Raw genomic sequence first — 21787 nt, forward strand, 5'->3', positions numbered from 1 at the left:
CTTATCTGCCTCCCTTCTGCTGTTTATATAAGGCTTTATGGCGCAGCATAGCTGCCCGTTTGGTCTTCTGCAATGCAAGGATCTCTTTGATGGCAGGAATTGAAATCGCAATACCTACAATCACTGCTGACACCAGTTTCAAAGCAGACGCCGGCAGATTAAATCTCAGAGCGATCGCTACAATCACACGGTACAGACAGGAGCCAAGAATCACTCCCAGGATTCTGACTTTTATAGTTCTGCGTCCAAAAATAGTCTCACCAATAATCAGAGATGCCAAAGCTACAGTCACCATTCCAGTTCCCATATTCACATCAACTGATTTCTGATATTCTCCCAGAAGGCATCCTGCAAGCGCTGTCATGGCGCCACCCATACAGAGTCCAACCGTTGTCGTCATGTCCGGATTGATAGAAGAACTTTTTACCATCGCAATATTATTTCCTGTTGCACGAATCGATAATCCAAGACGGGTTCCCAGAAAAAGTGCCAGGAGAACTGCAATGATCACCAGGAAAATCAGTGCTACGATCATCTTGCTGTAGCTTTCCAGTGCGGTTCCTTTTAACAGTTCCTTCATCATGGAAAATACGGTTGTAGTAGTATTCATGTTCAGATTCGATTTTCCCATAATGCAGATGTTGACAGTATAAAGTCCGGTATTTACAATGATTCCAGCCAGCATACTCTCTACTTTCATCTTAGTCTGCAAAAATGCATTCACCAGACCAGATAACACTCCGGCCGCCATAGCTGCAAACAAAGCCAGAAAAGGATGACCCGCCAATGCTACCACTGCTCCGGCTGCCGCTCCCATTGTATAACATCCATCTGTGGAAAGATCACAGACATTCAGCATGGAATAGGTAAGGAACAGTGCCAGTGCAATGATTCCATAGATAATTCCCAGTTCCAACGCGCTCTGTATCAGGGTCCATGTAATAAACATATTTTTTCTCCTTTTTATTCAGCAAAGCTTTCCGCTGTCTGAATTTCTACAAAATCTGTGCAGTAATCGCTGAATGCTTCTTTAATTGTATCCAGATCAAATCCAATTGCTTCACAGGTATCTGTATTCACTGTTGCAATACCATTGTCAAAAGTCTGAACCGGCGTTGCTGCCACATCTGCATCACCAGTCAGTACTTCTGCAACCATATCTGCAGTTGCCACACCCAGGTTTGCATAATCTACACCATAGCCGCAGAACGCTCCGTTCAGTGCAAATGAATCAGCTCCGGTATAGTGTGGGATCTTTGCATCATTAAACAGTTCATAAATAGAAAGTTCTGCTGTCATGATGGTATTGTCCGTTGGTGTAAATACTGCTTCTACGCCATCCGCAATCAGAGACTGAGCTGCCAGAATTACATCATCAGTAGTGGAACCTGTTTTTTCTTCGTATTCGATTCCATTTTCTTCACAAAATGCAATTGCATCCTGAATAGCATTCTGAGAAGAATCCTGTGCCGTGTCATATAACAGACCTACTTTTTTCAGATCTGGATTCGCTGCCAGCATAAGATTCATAATCGTTGCGGTATCCAGAGCATCTGAAGTTCCGGTTATATTTCCACCAGGAGCATCCATAGATTCTACCAGTCCTGCTCCCACCGGATCAGACACTGCCGAGAAGATCACCGGAATATCCGTATCTTCTGTCGCTGACTGCATCACCATGGCAACCGGAGTCGCAATTGCTACAATCACATCTACCTGGTCAGCCAACAGATCCGTGGAGATCTGATTCAGCACAGAGGAGTCTGCCTGTGCATTTGAAAAATAATCTGCGTAATTAAAGGTAACACCCAGTTCCTCTCCCTTTGCATCCAGTTCTTTTTCAATATTCTCTGTGATCTGATTCAGGGATGCATCATCTACATACTGTACAATTCCAACCTTATAATCCTCTGCCATTGCGGTTGCTGCCATTGCTGAGGTAATTGCTGCCATAACTGCTACACTTGTGAACACTTTCTTTTTCATAATACGTTTTCTCCTTTTCATTAAAAAAATTTTTGAAATCTTGAAATCACTTTTTTATGAATGCAGTGCTGATGGCAGTTTGTGAAATGAGAATTACTTTATCTTATAGGACAAAAAACCGCCTCAAGCTATCTGCCTGAGACGGTAATAAAATTCTTATTATCGCGGTACCACTCAACTTGACGTCTGTGACGTCCTCTTTCGCATGTACATTCATACACTCCTGATTGATAACGGGTTCGGTTCCCGACAACGCCTACTCTGTATCTCTATGATAATCGGTGATCCATTTCAGGCTGCCCTCGAAAGCCCATTCAGCAAATCGCTCTATACTGCAATTCCACCATCTGCAGTTCTCTGTAATACAACGGATAAGCTTACTTCTCTTTCTCATCGGTTTGGTTTGTGATTTGTTGTGGTTAGTCTAGCACTGTAATGTGTAAATGTCAAGCATTTCATGCATTAAATATTCAATAAATCACTAAATACCTTCAGCGCACCGTCTGTCTCATGAGCCAGGACACGTTTTGCCAGTACCTTACCCAGCTGAACACCTTCCTGATCAAAGCTATTCACATTCCAAAGGAATCCCTGGAACATTACTTTGTTCTCAAAATGTGCCAGAAGTGCTCCCAGGCTTCCAGGATTCACCTGATCACCAATGATAATACTGGATGGACGTCCACCTTCAAAGTTCTTATTGCGGTTGTCGTCTTCTTTACCGCAGGCAAATGCGATGATCTGAGCTGCTACATTCGCACAGAGCTTCTGCTGGCTTGTGCTTCCCTGAATCTCCACATCAGTGTCCATCTGGTTGTTACGATATCCTACAAACTGAAGCGGCACAATATCGGTTCCCTGATGAAGGAGCTGATAGAAAGAGTGCTGTCCATTAGTTCCAGGTTCGCCAAAGATCACCGGTCCAGTCACATAATCTACCGGTTCACCGAAACGGTTTACTGATTTTCCATTGGACTCCATATCCAACTGCTGCAGATGTGCCGGGAAGCGACTCAGTGCCTGAGAATATGGGAGTACAGCAGTACTTGGATAACCCAGTACATTGCGCTCATAGACACCAATCAGAGCATCCAGCATAGCAGGGTTCTGTAATGCATCTGCATTGGCAGACAGTTTGTCCTCCTCTGCTGCACCGTCCAGGAACTGTGCAAATGTCTCCGGTCCAAATGCCAGAGATAATACTGCTCCTCCTACTGCTGAAGTAGAAGAATAACGTCCTCCGATATAATCATCCATAAAGAATGCTGCCAGATAATCATCGCTCTTTGCCAGAGGAGAAGTTTCACTGGTTACTGCAATCATATGTCTGGACGGATCCAGTCCTGCATTCTTCAGAGCATCTTTCACGAATGCCTCGTTTGTCAGTGTCTCCAGGGTAGTTCCTGACTTCGATACCAATACAAAGATAGCATGTGCCACATCGATGCCGTACAATACCGCTGCTGCATCATCCGGGTCTACATTGCTGATAAATTTTGCTTCCATCTTAAAGGTATCATGTTTCTTTGCCCAGTTTTCCAGTGCCAGATACATGGCACGAGGTCCAAGGTCACTTCCACCAATACCGATCTGCACTACCGTAGTGAATTTCTCACCTGCTGCATTGGTAATCTCACCATTATGTACTTTCCTGGCAAACTCTGCTATCTTCTGCTGCTGTTCTACATAGAATGCACGCTTATCCACGCCGTCTGCCATCACTTTGTCCCCAAGCTGTCCTCTGGTCAGCTGATGAAGAACCAGACGTTTTTCTCCTGTATTGATCACTTCTCCATTATAAAGAGCTGCAAATTTCTCTGTCAGCTGTGCTTCTTCTGCCAGCTTCTTCAGTACTGCCAGAATATTGTCATCCACCTGCTTTGCAGCAAAGTGATATGTCAGTCCTTCTGCCATTGGTACACTGTATTTTTTCACACGGTCTGCACCGTTTTCTCCTGTCATCGCCTCTTTCAGGTTCACCTTTTTTGCATTGGCAAGTTCCTGATACGCTGTAAGCGTATCCAGATTTTTCCAGGTAATCATCATTGATTCCTCCTTCAATTCATCATATGCATCACCGGACTCTTCCGCATGACGCACTCTTGAAACTATTATAATATTAAATTCATTTAAAAACAAGAAAAATCACCAGACAATCTCATTTCCTGTCTGGTGATCTGGTTGTTCCGGTCATACTTTTATACTACCGCAATAATTCCTCCATCATTGGCGTACATACTGCTGACTCCTGCCGTATCCACCACGATAATATCTTTCAGATGCAGACGTCTGTTCAATTCATCCCGCACCATCTCTGCTCTCTGTGGACAGTTGCAATGAGAAAGTGCCAGAATCCGATCCTGATCCTGTCCCACATATTCTACAATAGCATCTGTCATCTTTACCAGCGCTTTATTCATCCCTCTGGCCTGAGCAAGCTGCTCAATGGTTCCTTCCGGTGTGGCTGTCATCACCGGCTTAATCTTCAACGCAGTAGCAAGAATCGCCTTCATATGACTGAGCCGGCCATTCTTACGCAAGGTTTCCAGCGACTCCAGCACAAACCAGGTATTCTGTTTCTCAATATACGCTTCTACCTGCTCTACTACTTCTTCAAATGCCATGCCTGCTTCTTCACATTCCTGAATTTTCAATCCAATCAGTGTCTCTCCCACGGAAGCCGATCTGGAATTAAATACATAGGCCTTTTTCTCCGGATGCTCTTCCAAGAACAGATTCTTTCCCAGTTCTGCGCTGTTATAGGAACCGCTCAGTTCAGAAGAAAGTGTTACCGCATATACATGGTCTGCCCCGCAGTCAAACTTATCACGAAAGCTCTCCGGGGAAGGGCAGGCCGACTTCGGACAGTTCGGACTTTCCGCCACCAGCTTCAGGAACTGATGCTGATCAAATGTCTCATCATCTACAATGGTATGATCATCTACATATAATGTTAACGCTGCTGAACCAAAATGTTCATCTGCCTTCATCGCTTCTGTCAGTTCTCCGCAACTGTCAATAATAATCTTATAACTCATTAATTTCATCCTCCGGCTTCAGGCTGTTTCTTTATCTCAAAGCAATTCTATATTTTCATCTAAAGATATTCACATTTCTTAACATAGTTTTTAATACTACATTATAGTAACACATATATTTGCATTTGAAAAGAGGGATTTCCTATGAAATTAAAAAAGCCATTCAGTCAGATTTCTCCAACCGAATGGCTCTCTGCTTTTCTTATGTTTTACTGTACCAGTTTGGTCATGATCTCATTGCTGCGTGCAATAAACTTTGTCATGGCTTCCGGTGAAAGTGGTGCATGGCTGAGCATCGCCAGATCGTAAAGCTGCTCACAGATCATCGGCACATATTCGCCATCCTTATGCTCCAGAATATACTGTACCAGATGGTTCTTTACATTCAATACCAGTGTCTCAGCACCGCCGAACATCGCTGGATCCATGCCTCCCATATTGTACATCTTCATCATATCCTGCATACGTCTGCTTTCTTCAGAGAGCGTGATCATAGATGCTACAGATTCATTCTTCAGATTCTCTGCTTTCACATCCAGTTTGTCTTTTCCAAGGGCTTTACGGAATACTTCTGTCAGTGTATCTACCGTCTCTTTTGTCACCTCTTCTGCATCTGCAGCTTTTAAAGTATCATTGACATCTGAATCGATGCGTTTAAACTGAACATTCTCTTTCTTCTGTTCTACCAGAGAGATAAATGGAGAGTCAATATTATGTTTCAGAATCACAGCATCCAGCCCTTCTTCTTTGAACATATTGATGTACTGGCTCTGTTGTACCTCGTCTGTCACATAGAACAAAGTGGTCTTTGGTGCATCCTCTTTCTTATCCAAGTCTTCCTCGAATTCCGCCTCTTCCTTCTTCTCCTGAGTATCTGTAGTCTCTGTCGTATCCTCTTTCTTGTTCTCTGCAATGAAGTCATCCAGTGTCAGATAATTACCATCAATATTCTTAACCAGAATGTAGTCCATCATACGTTCACAGAACTTGCTGTCCTTGATACATCCATATTTAATAAATGGGCTGATATCATCCCAGTATTTCTCATAATTCTCACGGTCTGTCTTACACATACCACTGAGCTTATCAGCCACTTTCTTGCTGATATAATCCGAAATCTTCTTTACAAATCCATCATTCTGCAATGCACTTCTGGATACGTTCAGTGGCAGATCCGGACAATCAATCACACCTTTCAGCAGCATCAGAAATTCCGGGATCACTTCTTTAATGTTATCTGCAATGAACACCTGATTGTTATATAACTTGATCGTTCCTTCAATAGAATCATACTCGGTGTTGATCTTCGGGAAATACAGAATACCCTTTAAGTTAAACGGATAATCCATGTTCAGATGGATCCAGAACAGTGGCTCCTTGTAATCCAGAAATACCTTACGGTAAAACTCCAGATATTCTTCATCTGTGCAGTCATTTGGATGTTTGGTCCAAAGAGGATGGGTATCACTGATAGAAACCGGGCGTTTCTTGATCTTTGCCTTTTCCTTTGCCGGAGATACTTCTACTACCTCTTTTTCCCCATTTTCATTTTCCTTTTCTTCTGTCCTGGCTTCTTCGTGAATATATTCTATTACCTCATCGGTATCCAGAACCTCTTCCTTGAGAATTGTCTCATACTGCGGCTCTGCATCTGCGTTAGTCAGGAAAATCTCAGTCGGCATGAAAGAACAATACTTCTCCAGCACTTCACGTGCACGGTATTCATTGGCAAATTCCAGACTTTCTTCATTTAAAAACAGCGTAATCTCGGTACCAACTGTTGTACGATTCCCTGTCTCCATCTGATAACTGGTACCGCCATCACATTCCCAATGTACCGGTTCTGCACCTTCTTTATAAGAAAGCGTATCAATGTGTACTTCATCTGCTACCATAAATGCAGAATAGAATCCCAGTCCAAAGTGACCGATGATCTCATCCCCATTAGCATTATCCTTATATTTTTCAATAAAGTCTGTTGCTCCGGAAAATGCGATCTGTGTAATATATTCTTCTACCTCTTCCGGTGTCATACCAAGACCATTATCGATAAACTTCATGGTCTTGTCCTTTGCACTGATCACCACTTCTACTTTTCCTTTATAATCTTCAGGAAGGGTATAATCACCGATCAGCGCCAGCTTCTTTAACTTGGTAATGGCATCACATCCATTGGATACCAGCTCGCGCATAAAAATATCGTGGTCAGAATAAAGCCACTTTTTTATAATCGGAAAAATATTCTCACTGTTAATAGAAAGACTTCCTGTTTTGTTCATAGTAATCACCTCTCGTAAAATTTGGTTATAATCTTATGGGGTTCTTTTCCCCTTACCATTTAACAAGAGTATAATACCAGGAAATAGAGATGTCAAGGAAAAATTAGCACTCATCTGTAGTGAGTGCTAATAAAATTTCTATAAACTTTTATCTAAATGGATTCAGATATTTTTGTACCGCATCATCCCACGCATGCTCAACGGCTTTATCCATGGAAAACAGAGACAGGGATGTACCGGAAATACAATGCATTGCTCCGCCTGAAAAATGAAGATTTAAAAACAGTCCATTTACATCTGCTTCTGAGAAAGAGGTAATTCCGTTCTGATTCAGCAGCTTTTTCACATTAGACTGGGATAGTCGGAACACAATTTTAAATTCCAGCGGGGTATGCGTCCCTTTAATCAGACTTAACGCAAAAGGACGTACCTGTTTCCATCTGGAATACTTCATCTGACTCATACCGTATTCCTCCTGTTCTTCACTGGAATAATAAGCATGCTGAAGTGTTCCGTCAATATGAAAGGTGTTAAATGTCACAAAATTTGCTTCAGAAAGAAGAAATGCGTCAAAATATTCTGTCAGGAATAATTTATTCATAAATACTTTTACATCTGAAATCTGAATGGAAATCATAAATCCTTTACCCTCCTGCCAAAATCAAAGTTCTGTATGCTGTTCTTTGATCTGACATTCCTCAAAAATACTTTTTGCTGCCAGTTCATAATCAGAAAGGCGCTTTGCTTTTTTCAGTTTTCCGGACAGTTTCCCCGGATCTTCAAACAGTTTGATCATATAGCACCAGATCTCTTTCATTTTAAAAAGTACCACTGTCTCCCCAGACAGTTCTGTGCTATAGGACTCTTCCAGTTCTTTCATAAAATTCCATATCTTTTGTTTATCCGGCAATGTATTCTTCTGCAGATTCTCTGTCAGCTGCGGATTGCGCAATACTCCTCTTCCCATCATATAACATGTAATATCCGGGAAACGCATCTGAATCCTTTCCAGATCTTGCCGATCCGTAATGTCTCCATTATATACAACCGGAAATTTCCGACATGCTGCCGCTTTGGCAAACACTTCCAGATTCGGTATATTCCCATAAAAATCTTTCTGGGTTCTTGGATGAACTACCAGTTCTTCCAGCGGATACTTCTCATAGATCTCCAGAAGTCTGTCAAACTCTTCCGGATCCTCCTTCCCGATTCTTGTCTTTACCGATATCTTCAGGTTCGTTTTTTCAAATACCCGATAAAGAAATTCATCTATTTCGTCTGGAAATGCCAGAAAACCGGATCCACGGTTTTTCGATACCACCGTCTTTGCAGGACATCCCACATTCCAGTTCACCTCGGTGTAACCATAATTCTTCAGATGTTCTGCCGTCCACAGAAAATCTTCCCATTTATTTGTCAGAATCTGCGGCACTACCGGAATTCCCTCATTATGCTCCGGCAGAATATCTCCCATTTCTCTTCCGGTAAAAATCTTCTTCGCCTTCGGTTTTGGTTCAATAAACGGAATATAATATTTACGCACTCCCGGAAAATACCGATGATGGACATTCCTGAATACATAGCCGGTAATGCCCTCCAGCGGTGCTACATCATATTGATTCATACTCACTCATCTTCCGGGTTGGAATAATAACAAATCACCGGAAATCCTTTCCCAATCTTTTCATATAATATTTCTGCCTTATCATAAGGCAGATTAATGCATCCGTGAGATCCCCTTGTATAACAGGCATCTCCGCCAAAGCTCGGCTGCCATGTAGCATCATGCAAGCCAATCCCCCTGTTAAACGGCATCCAGAATGACACAGGTGTCTGGTAATCTGCTCCTTTCAGAACTGCTGGCGACTGCTTATACTTCACGCAAAAAATACCTCCGGGAGTCTGACGGCTCGTATTCATCATCCCGGATACAATATCGGTACGTAAAGTCACTTTTCCATGTTCATACAGCCACAGTACCTGACGGCTCAGATCGATTTCTACATAGGAATCTCCATAATCTCTGACAGAATTGTCACGAGATGCCGCCTCTGTCAGAAAGTGAAGAGGATGTATCGTGGTTCCGTTTCTTCGAAGCAGTTTGGAAATCTCCTTCACTTCTTTCTCTCTGTCCAGCTTCCATCCATAATCTCCCTTTAAACGGATCGTCTTTTTTCCTGTCGTTTCAAATACTTTTGTACGATTCCATGTATCAAAATGCTTCTGAAGACCTTCCACATATTCCGCAATCCGGTCATCATCAATATCCCAGTGACCATCCGGCCAGTATCTTACCCAGTCCGTAACATCTTCTGCTGTCAGTACGACTCTTCTTTTGCCGAACTTATAAACTATCTTCATATGCTCATAAGTGCCACCTTTTTCATAAGGATTTACAACTTTTTTCTGGTCCGTCTCTACTGTCAGTGCTTCATGATAAACGGTGCCGCCCGCTGCTCCGTGAAATGCCAGCATCGCTGCCACCGCTATCACCTTTATCCCCTGCATCATATTCGCTTTCCTTCCCTGTTTCTGTTTTATCTATTTTACCCTATCTGCACCGGAAAATCTATGTATTTTTCTGCAGGAATTCTGCTGCCACAACAAAACTCCGCAGCATCATCGTACTGCGGAGTTTTACTTCTTTTGGGAATTATGATTTTCACTTTGAAATCAGGATATCATCCTGTATCCGTTTTCTTTATTCCTCCATTGATTTTACTTTGCTCGCTCTTGCTTCTACTTCTTTTGCCTGAATATCAGAAGGTGCCTGTTCATATCTTGCGAATTCATATGCGAAATTACCAGATCCTCCTGTCATGGAACGAAGCTGAGTGGAATAGCCATACAGTTCCATCATTGGAATATCTGCTTCGATAATCTGATTGCCTTTGTGATCTGGGTTCATACCAAGCACACGACCTCTTCGTTTATTCAGATCGCCCATAACATCACCGGTAAATTTATCCGGAACAGTCACTTTCAGGGATGCAATCGGCTCAAGAAGAACCGGTGATGCTTCCATGAAACCTTTCTTAAATGCCTGAATCGCAGCTGTCTTGAATGCCATTTCAGAAGAATCAACCGGATGATAAGATCCATCATAAAGTGTAGCCTTTACACCTACTACCGGATAAGCTGCCAGAGGTCCTCTCTGAACAGATTCCTGAATTCCTTTTTCTACTGCTGGGAAATAGTTCTTCGGAACTGCACCACCGACTACTACCTGCTCGAAGACATAAGGAGTCTCCATATCTCCGGAATTGGCAAATCTCATCTTAACGTGTCCATACTGTCCGTGACCACCAGACTGCTTCTTATATTTTGCTTCCACATCAGAGTTCTTGCGAATCGTCTCACGGAAAGCTACCTTCGGTCTTGCCAGCTCGATCTCTACTTTATACTTGCTCAGCAGCTTGCTGGCAATAATATCAATATGCTGATCGCCCATACCATAGATCAGTGTCTGTCTGTTCTCTGCATCATTCACTGCTTTCATGGTCAGATCTTCCAGCATCATCTTAGCCAGTGCCTGTGCTACCTTATCCTCTTCGCCTTTATTCTTTGCAAAGTATCTCTTGTATGTATAAGGTGTGGAAGTATCTACACCGGCATACTGAATCGGTGTATTCTTAGTTGCCAGAGTGTCTCCGGTTCTGGTGACATTCAGTTTGCCGATGGCACCGATATCGCCCGCATGGAGTTCCGGAACTTCTATCGGCTTGCTGCCTTCCATCACATACAGTTTATTCAGCTTCACTTCTTCATCTCTGTTTACGTTGTAAAGCAGATCATCATTCTTGATAACACCAGATGCTACCTTCACAAGAGAATATTTTCCAATAAACGGATCTACAATGGTCTTGAATACAAATGCAGATTTTGCCTTTGCAAAGTCATAATTTGCTTCATAAATCTCACTGGTCTTCATATTGATGCCGGCAATCGTTCTCTTATCCGGGCTCGGGAAATACTGTACAATATCATCCAGAAGATTGATTACACCCTGGAAATTCACAGGGGAACCCATAGCTACCGGTACAATAGAGCATTCGTCAACATTCATCGTCAGCGCAGCCATGATCTCTGCCGGTGAGAAGGTCTCTCCTGCAAAATAGCGGTCCATAAATTCTTCTGATGTCTCTGCTACTGCTTCCAACAGATTCTCTCTATATTTTTCCAGATATTCCATAGAGTAATCCGGGATATCACATGGCTCTTTTTCACCCTTCTCCAGCCAGCGGCGTCCTTCCTGTCTTACTACGTTAACATATCCGACAAACTTTTCATTCTCACGGATCGGAAGATGAATCGGCGCAATCTTTTTGCCATAAAGCTCTGTCAGATCCTCTACTACCTGACGGAAGCTGGCATTGTCCACATCCATATTTGATACAAAAAACATACGAGGCAGCTTATACTTCTCGCACAGTTCCCATGCTTTCTGTGTACCCACTTCTACGCCGTTCTTACCATTAATCACAATAACTGCCGCATCCGCTGCAGCAGCTGCTTCTTCTGCTTCTCCAACAAAATCAAAGTAACCTGGTGTATCCAGTACATTTACCTTGATATCACCCCAGATAATCGGCATTACGGTTGTATTAATTGAGAATTTTCTCTTAATCTCTTCTTTATCATAATCACTTACTGTATTTCCCTCAGAAATGCTTCCCATTCTGCTGGTCACTCCTGATAAGTAAGCCATTGCTTCCACCAAACTGGTCTTTCCTGATCCGCCATGTCCTAAGATTACCACGTTTCGGATCCTGTCTGTTGTATAAACCTTCATATGCCTTCCTCCAATTCTAGTTTATTGAGATATATTGATACCTCACTATGAAGAATTCATTATGCCTTTCAGCACCATGGGTATATTTTACTAAATATTCCAAATATTTTCAAGTAATTTATTCATTTTTACTATATTATTTTTTCATTTTCCCAACAATTATATTAGTATTTTCTAAATTTTGCATTCAATTCGCACAATTTAGCACGAATTTAGCAACTCCACATTATTCTTATCATGTGCGAAAATATATTCTGAAAAAGGTATGTTATGTATATTATAAGATTTTCGTGCTTTAAAGCGTAAAATCGTTGACATATGCAAGCCTGCAATAGTACAATAAACGATGTCAGGGTCAAAAACCCGTAACACAGAAAGGATCTATTTTTATGAAACAACCACTTACCATTGGCTTTATTGGTCTTGGGCTGATCGGCGGCTCCATCGCAAAAGCCATCCGATACTATTATCCGGACACCCGGATCATCGCCCATACCAGGAGCCAGGCTACCATAGATTACGCATTAAATGAACAGATTATTGATATAGCCTGTGATCAGGTAGATGCCCGTTTTTCAGAATGTGATTACATCTTCTTATGTGCACCGGTGGAAGCCAACGCTTCTTATCTGGAGATCTTGAAGCCTCTGATTCAGCCGGGCTGTATTCTTACTGATGTCGGAAGTACCAAAACTGATATTCATACCCATGTAGCCGATCTGGGTCTGGAAGGTCAGTTCATCGGTGGTCATCCGATGGCCGGTTCCGAAAAAACCGGTATTGCCAATGCCAAACGGCATCTTCTGGAAAATGCTTACTATATTGTTACTCCAACTTCAAAGGTTCCAAAGGAATCGGTAGAAGCCTATGTCGAACTGGTACGTAGTCTGAAAGCACTTCCGCTGGTTCTGGATTATCATGAACATGACTTTGTGACCGGTGCCATCAGTCATCTTCCACATCTGATTGCTGCTGCACTGGTGAATCTGGTTCACAATGAAGATACTCCTTCCGAGACGATGCGGATGGTCGCTGCAGGCGGTTTCAAAGATATCACCCGTATTGCCTCTTCCTCACCGGAGATGTGGGAACAGATCTGTATGACCAACTCTGAGAATATATTAAAAGTGCTGAACGACTACATTCGTAATCTGGAAGACATTCGTGTTGCCCTGGAACAGAAAAACGGCTCTGCCATCCATACACTTTTCCGGGAATCCAGAGATTACCGGAACTCTTTCTCTGATCTGTCTGCCGGACCGATTAAGAAAAGCCATCGTTTATATTGTGATCTGGTGGATGAGGCTGGTGGAATTGCCATCCTTTCAACCATTCTTGCAAGCCGCGGCATCACGATTAAAAATATTGGCATTGTACATAACCGTGAATTCGAGGATGCAGTACTTATGGTCGAATTCTATGATGCCGATTCCAAAGTATGCGCGGTAGAAGAATTACGCAGATACCGGTATACGATATACGAAGTTTAACAGGAAAAGAGGTCGATTATGTTTTTTACAAAAGTAAATTCTTTAAAAGGTGAAGTGAGCATTCCTGGAGATAAATCCATTTCTCACCGCGCAGTCATGTTTGGTTCCCTGGCCGAAGGGACTACCGAAGTGACTAATTTTTTACAGGGGGCGGATTGCTTATCTACGATTTCCTGCTTCCGTAAACTTGGTATTGAGATTGAAAATACTTCCCAGCGGATATTGATTCACGGAAAGGGTCTACATGGTCTTACAGAGCCATCAGATACTCTGGATACCGGCAACAGTGGTACAACCACCCGTCTGATCTCCGGCATTCTTGCTGGTCAGCGTTTTACCACCATTCTAAACGGCGATGCCTCTATTCAGACAAGACCAATGAAGCGTATCATAACACCATTATCTATGATGGGCGCTGATATCACCAGTCTGAAGGGAAATGACTGTGCACCGCTTCGCATCTGCGGTGGACAGCTTCACGGGATTCCTTATAAATCACCGGTGGCTTCTGCCCAGGTAAAATCCTGCGTGCTTCTGGCCGGCCTTTATGCAGATGCTCCTACCAGTGTGACAGAGCCGGTTCTTTCCCGAAACCATACCGAGCTGATGCTTGCAGGATTTGGTGCCCATGTGGCGTCTTCCGGCACTACAGCCACCATTGAACCAGAACCAGATCTGAATGGTATGAAGATCGAAGTTCCTGGTGACATCTCTTCTGCCGCTTATTTTCTTGCCGCAGGGCTGATGATTCCAAATTCAGAAATCCTGATTAAAAATGTGGGGATCAACCCGACCAGAGATGGAATTTTACGGGTTGCAAAAGAAATGGGCGGCGATATCACTATTCTGAATGAAAAAACCAGTGGTGGAGAGCCTACCTGCGATCTGCTGGTGCGAAGCAGTTCTCTTAAAGGTGTTACCATTGGCGGTAAAATCATTCCAACGCTGATTGACGAGATTCCAATGATTGCTGTCATGGCCTGTTTTGCAGAAGGTATCACTACCATCAAAGATGCACAGGAACTGAAGGTTAAAGAAAGTAACCGTATTGATACCGTTGTCACTAATCTGAAAGCAATGGGCGCACATATCGAGGCTACAGACGATGGTATGATCATCGAAGGCGGGTATCCGCTTCACGGTGCTGTAATCGACAGCCATCTGGATCATCGCATTGCCATGAGCTTTGCCATCGGAGCACTGGGTGCAGACGGTGAAACCAGGATAGAAGGGGCTGAATGCGTAAAGATCAGCTATCCGGAATTCTATCAGACATTAGAGAAACTGATACAATAAGAGGCATCGATTGTTCATCATCGAAATTCTAAATCTGAAAAGCAAGAAGTAGCATCCCTGCTCTGACAAAAGCAGGATGCTATTTCTTTATTTCTATTAATGCCAGGATTTCATTACAATATCATCATAGCATCTCCAAAGGAGAAAAATCTGTAACGTTCTTTCACCGCCTCTTCATAGGCTGCCATAATGTTATCTTTCCCTGCCAGTGCCGATACCAGCATCAGCAGTGTGGATTCTGGCAGATGAAAGTTGGTAATCAGGCGGTCGATCATCTTGAACTGGTAACCCGGATAGATGAAGATATCCGTCCAGCCGCTTCCTGCATGAAGAACACCCTGATCATCCGTTGCAGATTCCAGGGTACGGCAGCTGGTGGTTCCCACAGATACGATCTTTCCACCTCTCTGCTTTGTCTCATTGATCAGCTTCGCCTGATCTTCTTCCACGATATAGAACTCGGAATGCATATGATGATTCGTGACATCTTCTACCTTTACCGGGCGGAAGGTTCCGAGTCCTACATGCAGAGTTACATGTGCAATGTTTACCCCCTTGGCTTTGATCGCTTCCAGAAGCTCCGATGTAAAATGTAAACCAGCTGTCGGTGCAGCCGCAGAGCCATCATGCTTGGCGTAAACGGTCTGATAACGGTTCTTGTCCTTTAACTGGTGGGTAATATATGGAGGCAGCGGCATCTGTCCCAGCTGATCCAGGATCTCTTCAAAAATACCATCATAAGTAAACTTAATCAGGCGGTTACCCTCTTCTACCACATCAATGACCTCTCCTGTCAGCAGTCCATCTCCAAAAGAGATTATGGTTCCCGGTTTTGCTTTTTTCCCTGGCTTTACCAGCGTCTCCCATACATCATTTTCTTTTCTTTTTAATAATAAAATCTCAATCTTGGCTTCGGTTCCCTCTTTACTTCCAAAGAGACGGGCCGGGATGACCTTTGTATTATTCACCACCAGGCAATCTCCGGGATTCAGATAATCAATCACCTCTTTGAAAATGTGATGTTCGATCTCTCCCGTTTTTCGATCTAACACCATAAGACGGGAAGATGAACGATCCTCCAGTGGATCCTGAGCAATCAGCTCTTGCGGTAAATCAAAGTAAAAATCTGCTGTTTTCAATGCAATACCTCTTTCTATTTTAATAATACGTAATATTCTCTGCAATTAATTTTGCCTGTCCATGGTGACTCTCTACTATAGCCACTCCACAGTTCGGCGCTACTCTTCCGCCCCAGAAATCTTCTATTTTCCAGTCCCGCAAGCTGTTTAACAATCCCCTGGTGGCTGCCCCGTGTGTGGCAATCAGGATCGTCTTTTCTTCCAGTTCCGGTCTGTGACAGATATCCTGCATAAAGTCCGCGCATCTCTTTGCCAGATCAGTCAGGCTCTCTGCACCTTTCGGTGGTTGATACAGATCTGGATGATTGAAGAACTGATAGATGTTCTCATCTCCCTGGAAATCCTCAGTCTTTCTCCACGGCTTTCCTTCCATCTCTCCAAATCCAATCTCTTCGATTCGTTCATCCAGAATAAATGGTATCTCCCGCTCTCCCAGCACCAGATGCGCCGTCTCTCTGGCCCGCTCAAGAGGGCTGGATATCACCAGATCAAACGGGATCTCTTTCATCCCCACTGCAGAAGCTTTGGCCAGCGCCCGCCCTGTTTTATTTAATGGGACATCACTCTTCCCCTGAAGCAGTCTTTTTTTATTCCAGTCTGTTTCTCCATGACGGAGAATATATAATTTCATATTTTCTACCTCAACGCTTCAATATGCCAGATTATCATACATGGCTTCTGGCATCCATATTCCGCTCACATCTGCTATCATAAAGAATTTCCTGTAAAAACGCAAGTACCGCCGGCATTTTTTATCAAATACCGGCGGGAATTCATTTACTGTTCACTCCGTGACCAGCAACACAATTCATACATTCTACTGTCTCAGTACAATACCCATGGATTCCAGACCATTTAAGATCTTCTTCATAGCGGAAGCGATATCGCTCTCTTCCAGTGTCTTGTCTTTTGCACGGAAGGTAATGGAATAAGCCATGGACTTATATCCTTTTTCAATCTGCGCACCTTCATACAGGTCGAACAGATGATAGCTTTCCAGATGCTTTCCACCACGCTGTGCGATCATTTCTTCAATCTGTCCTGCAAGGATTTGCTTCGGTACTACCATACTCAGGTCACGGGTAACAGCCGGGAATCTTGCGATTCCTTCAAACTTACGGTCATAAGTTGCAAAAGATACAATATTCTTCATATCCAGTACAGCCACATAAGTTCTTTCTCCAATACCGTAATTATCTGCTACTGCAGGATGTACCTCTCCGATATAACCCACTACGGTTCCTTCGTAGATGATGTTGGCCTGACGTCCCGGATGCAGATATGGCTTGCCTGCATTTGGATCATATTTGGCAGGTTTGCGAAGTCCGACTTTTTCAAAGAACTCTTCTACCACTCCCTTCATGGTGAAGAAATCACCTTCTCCATACATACCAAGGGTGAACTGCATTCTCTCGTCTGGAAGCTCTGTCAGTGGAAGTGACTTTGGCAGATATACATTACCCAGTTCGTAGAGTCTTACATTTTTATTTCTGTGATTATAGTTAAACGCCAGAGAATTCAGCATTCCGTTCAGAGAAATCGTTCTCATAATACTGAAGTCTTCTCCCAGAGGATTGGAAATACTGATTGCCTGACGCAGCTGATCTCCTTCTGGAATCAGCAGCTTGTCAAATACCTTAGGGCTTTCAAAGGAATAAGAATATCCCTGTGAGAATCCACAGAACTCTGCAATATCTCTTGCCGTCTCTTCAATTCTCAGATAGAACGGCAGCTTACCTGTGGTTGCTTCTCCCTTTGGCAGAGTGGTCGGAATATTATCATATCCGTAGAATCTGGCCACTTCTTCTGCCAGGTCCGCAGTACGGAAAATATCATGACGGAAAGTCGGTGCCACGATCTCATTTGTTGCTTCGTCATAGGCCAATTCAATCTTATCGAAGTATTTCAGCATCTCTTCTCTGGAAATATCAGTTCCCAGAAGTGCATTAATCTTTTCCGGTTCAAATGCCACACGGACAGGTTCTTTTTTCTTGCTATATACATCTACCATACCGCCTACTACTTCGCCTGCGCCGAACTCTTCGATCAGCTGGCAGGCACGATCAATCGCTGCCTGCGCATTGTTTGGATCCAGTCCCTTTTCAAACTTACCAGATGCATCGGTACGAAGTCCCACTCTCTTAGAAGAAAGACGGATATTGGTTCCATCGAAGCAGGCTGCTTCAAACATCATCGTCTTTACATCATCAGTAATCATGGAATTCTCTCCACCCATGATACCTGCAATACCAATGGCTTTTTCTCCATCACAGATCATCAGGACATTCTCATCCATGGTACGTTCCTGACCATCCAGTGTGACAAATTTTTCATCTTTTCCAGCTCTTCTTACCACGATCTCATGACCTGCGATAGTATCATAGTCATAAGCATGCATCGGCTGGCCATATTCTTCCATGACATAATTGGTAATATCTACGATATTATTAATCGGACGGATACCACAGGATGCCAGTCTTCTCTGCAGCCATACCGGTGAAGGAGCGATCTTAATATTCTTTACCACTCTTGCCGTGTAACGAGGGCAAAGTTCCGGATCCTGTACAGTAACCTTTACATAATCATGTACATCTTCGTTATTTCCTGTTGCAGTCACCACTGGTGGGCAGAATGGCTTACGGAAAGTAGCTGCTGCTTCTCTTGCAATGCCAACGACACTATAGCAGTCTACACGGTTGGATGTAATCTCATACTCAAATACCACATCATCCAGTCCCAGTGCTTTTACTGCACTTTCTCCAACAACAGCATCTTCCGGGAAGATATAGATACCATATTCCGGTGCTTCCGGATACATATCGCGTGAGGATCCCAGTTCTTCGATGGAGCACATCATACCGTTGGACTCGATTCCACGAAGTTTTCCTTTTTTAATCTTGATGCCGTCTTCTGCCATCTTTCCATCATGGCCTCCGGCTACGCTTCCTCCATCCAGAACAACCGGAACCTTGTCTCCTTCTTTTACATTTGGAGCACCGGTTACGATCTGAATGGTCTCTGTTCCGATATTTACCTGGCAGATAATCAGTTTATCTGCATCCGGGTGTCTCTCAATCTTCTCGATCTGGCCAATCACAATCTTGTCCAGATTCTTATCCAGTCTTTCAAATCCTTCTACTTTTGTACCTGTTAATGTCATGGCATCAGTATATTCCTGTGCTGTACAGTCCAGTTCCGGAACATACGCTTTGATCCAAGATAATGAAGTATTCATAATAATCCCCTTTCGATCTCTTATCTTTCTCTAGAACTGTTTCAGGAAACGGATATCGTTTTCATACAGCAGTCTCATGTCGTCAATCTCATATTTCAGAAGTGCAATACGTTCCAGACCTACACCAAATGCAAATCCGGTGTATTCATTCGGATCAATACCACACATCTCCAGTACGTGAGGATGAACCATACCACATCCCAGGATCTCAATCCATCCGGATCCTTTACAGAAACGGCAGCCTTTTCCGCCACACTTAAAGCAGCTTACATCTACTTCCGCACTTGGCTCTGTAAATGGAAAATGATGTGGACGGAACTTGGTCTTTGTCTCTGGTCCGAAAAGTTCTTTTGCAAATTCTTCCAGTGTTCCCTTCAGGTCAGCAAAGGTGATATTCTTATCTACTACCAGACCTTCTATCTGATGGAAAGATGGTGAATGAGTCGCATCTACCTCGTCAGAGCGAAATACACGTCCCGGAGCGATCATACGAATTGGCAGCTCTCCTTTTTCCATGATACGTGCCTGTACCGGAGAAGTCTGTGTTCTCAGTACGATCTCCTTATTAATATAGAAAGTATCCTGTTCATCTTTTGCAGGGTGATTTGCAGGAATATTCAATTTTTCGAAATTGTATTCATCGTATTCTACTTCCGGTCCCTCCACTACTTCATATCCCATACCGATAAAGATACGCTCTACTTCTTCCAGTGCGATGGTATTTGGATGTCTGTGTCCTACGTTATTCTTCTTTGCAGGAAGTGTGACATCAATGACTTCTGCCTTTAACTGTGCTTCTCTTGCTTTTGCTTCCAGCTTCTTCTTTGTCTCATCCAGTACTTCCTCAATGGCTGCTCTGGTCTCATTTACCATCTGTCCAACCTTCGGACGATCTTCCGGAGCAACGTCCTTCATGCTTTTTAATACAGCAGTCAGTTCTCCTTTTTTACCGAGAAATGCTACTCTTACATCATTTAATTTTTCCAGTGCATCAGACTGTTCAATCTGTCTCATGGCTTCTTCTCTGATCGCCTGCAGTTTATCTTTCATTTTTCTTCTCCTTCTTTTTGAACTTCATACGGGAACTCTCATACGATAAAAACATAGGGATTTTTCCTATGTAATAAAAAAGCTCCATCCCAAATAGGGACGAAGCTGTATGATCCGTGGTACCACCCTGATTCCTGTCATCTGACAGGCACTCGGTATGCGTAACGTGCACAAACGTCATTCCTTACTGTATCTCTTCCGGAATGCAGCTCCAGTGTGAAATTCGAATCTTTATCTGAACCTGAGCCAGCTTCCAGCCGATGACTGCCTCTCTCTGTCGGAAAATAAAGTTCTACTGAACACTTTCTTTGCCTTTTCATTTTTACCAATATCTTTTGTTATTGTATACCAGGCTTTTCTTTTTTGTCAAGTATATTTTTATGTTCCCTCATCTTAGCTATTCCAACTGATCAATAAAGGAATCCGGATATTCCAGATAACAGTTCACTTCCGCTCCTAAAAATAACAGCCACATGCAAAAATACAGCCACAGCATCATCATGGCCACGGTCGTCAGACTGCCATAGACACTGACCCGGTTCCCCTGTGCAAAATAACTGAAATAGATGGAGAATCCATAGGATAAAATGGACCATGCTGCTGCCGTAAAAACAGCTCCTGGGATCTGTCGGATCGGAGACATCTTGCAGTTAGGCAGTGCTGTATATAATGATAAGAATATCAGTGATAAAATTCCAAGAGAGGCCACTGCACGGAAACTGATAATCAGCCCGGTCAGTTCTCCCAGTACTGGAATATATTGAAGCAATCTGTCCTGAATCCAGTTACCAAACAGCAGCATAACGATAGACATAAAGATGGCAATGACCAGAAATACAATATAAATACCAGATCGCATTCTCATATAGAAGTAGTTCCGATTCTCTCCCACGCTTCTCACAGAATTTAATCCGTTGGTAATAGCCAGCACGCTTCTGCTGGTGGCCCAGACCGCAGCAATCACAGTTCCGGACATCAGTGCTGTGGACTGGGTAAACAGATCTTTTACAATATCCACTATCAGGTCATAAAAACTGGCTGGCAGCATCTCCATCAGGATCGACATCACCATCTCCGGTGAAAGTTCTGTATACTGAACCAAAGTCAGCAATAGCATGAAAAAGGGAACAAATCCCATGATCACAAAAAAGGCAGATTCTGCTGCTGCTGCACTGACCCGGTCTTTTTTCATTTTTTTCATAAATCGCAGCACGATTTCCTTGATCTTTGCGATTGTCGTCATAATATCCTCTTTCAGATCGGTAGTTTTATTTTTTATCATAACATGTTTTGTAATATTTCACAATGCACCGAAGTCAGAGACAGCTTTGAAAGGTAAATTTATTCTATAACCTGCCAATTTTGTAAATTCACATATTTACACATTTTTTATGAATTTAGGAAAGTTATCCACATTAAATGATTACACGAATTCCTTCTCCCAAAAAAAGTTCATAAATTTGTATTTTCCTCTTGGCAGGC

Annotated in this window: 16 protein-coding genes and 2 other annotated features; of the genes, 2 read left to right on the forward strand and 14 right to left on the reverse strand. The window is 43.1% G+C overall.

Features of this window, described 5'->3' with window-relative positions:
• Window position 1: 1 nt before the first annotated feature.
• From OCV47_RS02085 to OCV47_RS02125, 9 genes are all read right to left on the reverse strand, one after another.
• Window positions 2-949, reverse strand: coding sequence for an ABC transporter permease (locus OCV47_RS02085; protein WP_262653413.1), 948 nt, complete (start codon window positions 947-949; stop codon window positions 2-4).
• 14 nt (window positions 950-963) lie between these two features.
• Window positions 964-1986, reverse strand: a complete 1023-nt coding sequence (locus OCV47_RS02090; protein WP_262653415.1) for an ABC transporter substrate-binding protein — start codon at window positions 1984-1986, stop codon at window positions 964-966.
• Between the two features lie 134 nt (window positions 1987-2120).
• Window positions 2121-2389 (reverse strand) — a binding site (T-box leader).
• Between the two features lie 59 nt (window positions 2390-2448).
• Window positions 2449-4029 (reverse strand): glucose-6-phosphate isomerase, encoded by a 1581-nt coding sequence (locus OCV47_RS02095; protein WP_262653448.1) that lies wholly within the window; start codon window positions 4027-4029, stop codon window positions 2449-2451.
• Window positions 4030-4184: 155 nt separating this feature from the next.
• Entirely contained in the window at window positions 4185-5024 is an 840-nt protein-coding gene (locus tag OCV47_RS02100) for a DegV family protein (RefSeq protein WP_117447431.1), read from the reverse strand.
• A gap of 209 nt (window positions 5025-5233) precedes the next feature.
• Window positions 5234-7303, reverse strand: coding sequence for a molecular chaperone HtpG (gene htpG / locus OCV47_RS02105; protein ID WP_262653416.1), 2070 nt, complete (start codon window positions 7301-7303; stop codon window positions 5234-5236).
• A 148-nt stretch (window positions 7304-7451) separates the two neighbouring features.
• The gene (locus OCV47_RS02110) at window positions 7452-7940 is read right to left on the reverse strand and encodes a DUF5721 family protein (protein WP_117447433.1); all 489 of its coding nucleotides are present in this window, start codon (window positions 7938-7940) and stop codon (window positions 7452-7454) included.
• 24 nt (window positions 7941-7964) lie between these two features.
• The gene (locus OCV47_RS02115; RefSeq protein ID WP_256296673.1) at window positions 7965-8927 is read right to left on the reverse strand and encodes a tRNA dihydrouridine synthase; all 963 of its coding nucleotides are present in this window, start codon (window positions 8925-8927) and stop codon (window positions 7965-7967) included.
• Window positions 8928-8929: 2 nt separating this feature from the next.
• Window positions 8930-9814, reverse strand: a complete 885-nt coding sequence (locus OCV47_RS02120; protein ID WP_262653419.1) for a L,D-transpeptidase family protein — start codon at window positions 9812-9814, stop codon at window positions 8930-8932.
• Between the two features lie 190 nt (window positions 9815-10004).
• Window positions 10005-12095, reverse strand: a complete 2091-nt coding sequence (locus OCV47_RS02125) for an elongation factor G (protein ID WP_256296677.1) — start codon at window positions 12093-12095, stop codon at window positions 10005-10007.
• A gap of 389 nt (window positions 12096-12484) precedes the next feature.
• On the opposite strand from OCV47_RS02125, the gene OCV47_RS02130 reads away from it, so the two are divergent.
• Window positions 12485-13585, forward strand: a complete 1101-nt coding sequence (locus OCV47_RS02130; RefSeq protein ID WP_262653422.1) for a prephenate dehydrogenase — start codon at window positions 12485-12487, stop codon at window positions 13583-13585.
• A gap of 18 nt (window positions 13586-13603) precedes the next feature.
• Window positions 13604-14881: a 3-phosphoshikimate 1-carboxyvinyltransferase gene (gene aroA / locus OCV47_RS02135; RefSeq protein ID WP_262653425.1), complete on the forward strand. Its 1278-nt coding sequence runs from the start codon at window positions 13604-13606 to the stop codon at window positions 14879-14881.
• Between the two features lie 113 nt (window positions 14882-14994).
• Here the strand turns inward: aroA and queA are convergent, their stop codons facing one another.
• From queA to OCV47_RS02160, 5 genes are all read right to left on the reverse strand, one after another.
• The gene (gene queA, locus OCV47_RS02140; RefSeq protein WP_262653426.1) at window positions 14995-16020 is read right to left on the reverse strand and encodes a tRNA preQ1(34) S-adenosylmethionine ribosyltransferase-isomerase QueA; all 1026 of its coding nucleotides are present in this window, start codon (window positions 16018-16020) and stop codon (window positions 14995-14997) included.
• A gap of 19 nt (window positions 16021-16039) precedes the next feature.
• A complete protein-coding gene (locus OCV47_RS02145; protein WP_262653428.1) occupies window positions 16040-16651 on the reverse strand; it encodes a histidine phosphatase family protein in 612 nt (203 codons plus the stop codon).
• Between the two features lie 186 nt (window positions 16652-16837).
• Entirely contained in the window at window positions 16838-19255 is a 2418-nt protein-coding gene (gene pheT, locus OCV47_RS02150; protein ID WP_256299009.1) for a phenylalanine--tRNA ligase subunit beta, read from the reverse strand.
• 30 nt (window positions 19256-19285) lie between these two features.
• Window positions 19286-20305, reverse strand: a complete 1020-nt coding sequence (gene pheS, locus OCV47_RS02155) for a phenylalanine--tRNA ligase subunit alpha (protein WP_256299011.1) — start codon at window positions 20303-20305, stop codon at window positions 19286-19288.
• A 92-nt stretch (window positions 20306-20397) separates the two neighbouring features.
• Window positions 20398-20623, reverse strand: a binding site (T-box leader).
• Window positions 20624-20702: 79 nt separating this feature from the next.
• Entirely contained in the window at window positions 20703-21548 is an 846-nt protein-coding gene (locus OCV47_RS02160) for a YihY/virulence factor BrkB family protein (RefSeq protein ID WP_262653433.1), read from the reverse strand.
• Window positions 21549-21787: the final 239 nt, after the last annotated feature.

It is taken from the genome of Muricoprocola aceti (assembly GCF_025567005.1).
In the GTDB taxonomy this organism is placed as follows: domain Bacteria; phylum Bacillota; class Clostridia; order Lachnospirales; family Lachnospiraceae; genus Marvinbryantia; species Marvinbryantia aceti.